The sequence below is a fragment of the Escherichia sp. KTE172 genome (assembly GCF_000408845.1).
In the GTDB taxonomy this organism is placed as follows: Bacteria; Pseudomonadota; Gammaproteobacteria; order Enterobacterales; family Enterobacteriaceae; genus Escherichia; species Escherichia coli.
Genome location: NZ_KE137316.1, coordinates 2930915 through 2932464, shown reverse-complemented (window position 1 = coordinate 2932464; position 1550 = coordinate 2930915). Strand labels below are relative to the sequence as shown.

At 62.3% G+C, this 1550-nt stretch carries 1 protein-coding gene; it reads left to right on the top strand.

Annotated features, from left to right (window positions below):
* On the top strand, nt 1–1550 hold a 1550-nt coding region (locus G434_RS30350; protein WP_222859309.1), incomplete at both ends, for an Ig-like domain-containing protein.

Here is a 1550-nt window from a genome sequence, read left to right as displayed (position 1 = left end):
AGATCGCGGACCTGGTGGTCATTAAGGATGGTTCAGAGGCGGACGGTTCGACGGCGAACACGCTGCGGGCGAGGGTGACCGATGCGTTCGGTAATACGCTTGCCGGGCAGACGGTGAGCGTGTTGGGAGGCAACGGCGCAACGACTGCCCCGACGGTCATCACAGGGCCAGACGGGACGGTGGAGAGCAGTGTCACCAGCCAGACGGCGGGGATCAGTACAGTCACTGCAACCATCAACAACAGCAGCCTGAGCAGGAACGTGACATTTATCGCCGATGTCAGGACGGCGCAGATCGCGAGTCTGGAGGTGACGCAGGATAACGCCGTGGCTGACGGCGCAATGGCGAACACACTGCGGGTGAAGGTCACCGATGCGTTCGGTAATGTGCTGGCCGGGCAGATGGTCAGCGTGACGGCAGGCAACAGCGCAACGGTTGCTTCGACGGTCACCACGCATCCGGACGGCACGGTGGAGATCTCTGTCACCAGTCAGACGGCGGGTACCAGTACAGTCACCGCCAGCATCAACAGCAGCAGCCAGAGCCAGAGCGTGAAGTTTATTGCCGATGTCAGCACGGCGCAGATTGCGGTGCTGGAAGTGACGCAGGATAACTCAGTGGCAGACGGTTCGACGGCGAACACGCTGCTGGTGAGGGTGACCGATGCGTTCGGTAATACGCTTGCCGGGCAGACGGTCAGCGTGACGGCAGGCAACGGTGCAACGGTTGCCCCGACGGTGATTACAGAGCCGGACGGCACGGTGGAGATCTCTGTCACCAGCCAGACCGCCGGAATCAGTGCGGTCACTGCCAGCATTAACAGCAGCAGCCAGAGCCGGAACGTCACGTTTATCGCCGATGTCAGGACGGCGCAGATCGCGGACCTGGCGGTTATTAAGGACGGCTCAGTGGCGGACGGTTCGACGGCGAACACGCTGCGTGCGAGGGTAACCGATGCATTTGGTAATGCGCTTGCCGGGCAGACGGTGAGCGTGTTGGCGGACAACGGCGCAACGGTGTCTCCGACGGTCATCACAGGGCCGGACGGTACGGTGGAGATCTCTGTCACCAGCCAGACGGCGGGAATCAGTGCGGTCACCGTCAGCATCAACAACAGCACCCTGAGCCAGAACGTGACATTTATCGCTGATGTCAGGACGGCGAAGATAGCGGAGCTGGTCGTTAGCCAGGATAACGCGGTGGCAGACGGTGCGACGGCGAACACGCTGCGGGTGAGGGTGACCGACGCGTTCGGTAATGCGCTTGCCGGGCAGACGGTCAGCGTGTTGGCAGGCAACGGTGCCACGACTGCTCCGACGGTCACCACACAGCCGGACGGCACGGTGGAGATCTCTGTCACCAGCCAGATGGCGGGCACCAGTGCGGTCACCGCCAGCATTAACAGCAGCAGTCAGAGCGGGGATGTCACATTTATCGCCGATGCCAGCACGGCGCAGATCGCGGACCTGGTGGTCATTAAGGATGGTTCAGAGGCGGACGGTTCGACGGCGAACACGCTGCGGGCGAGGGTGACCGATGCGTTCGGTAAT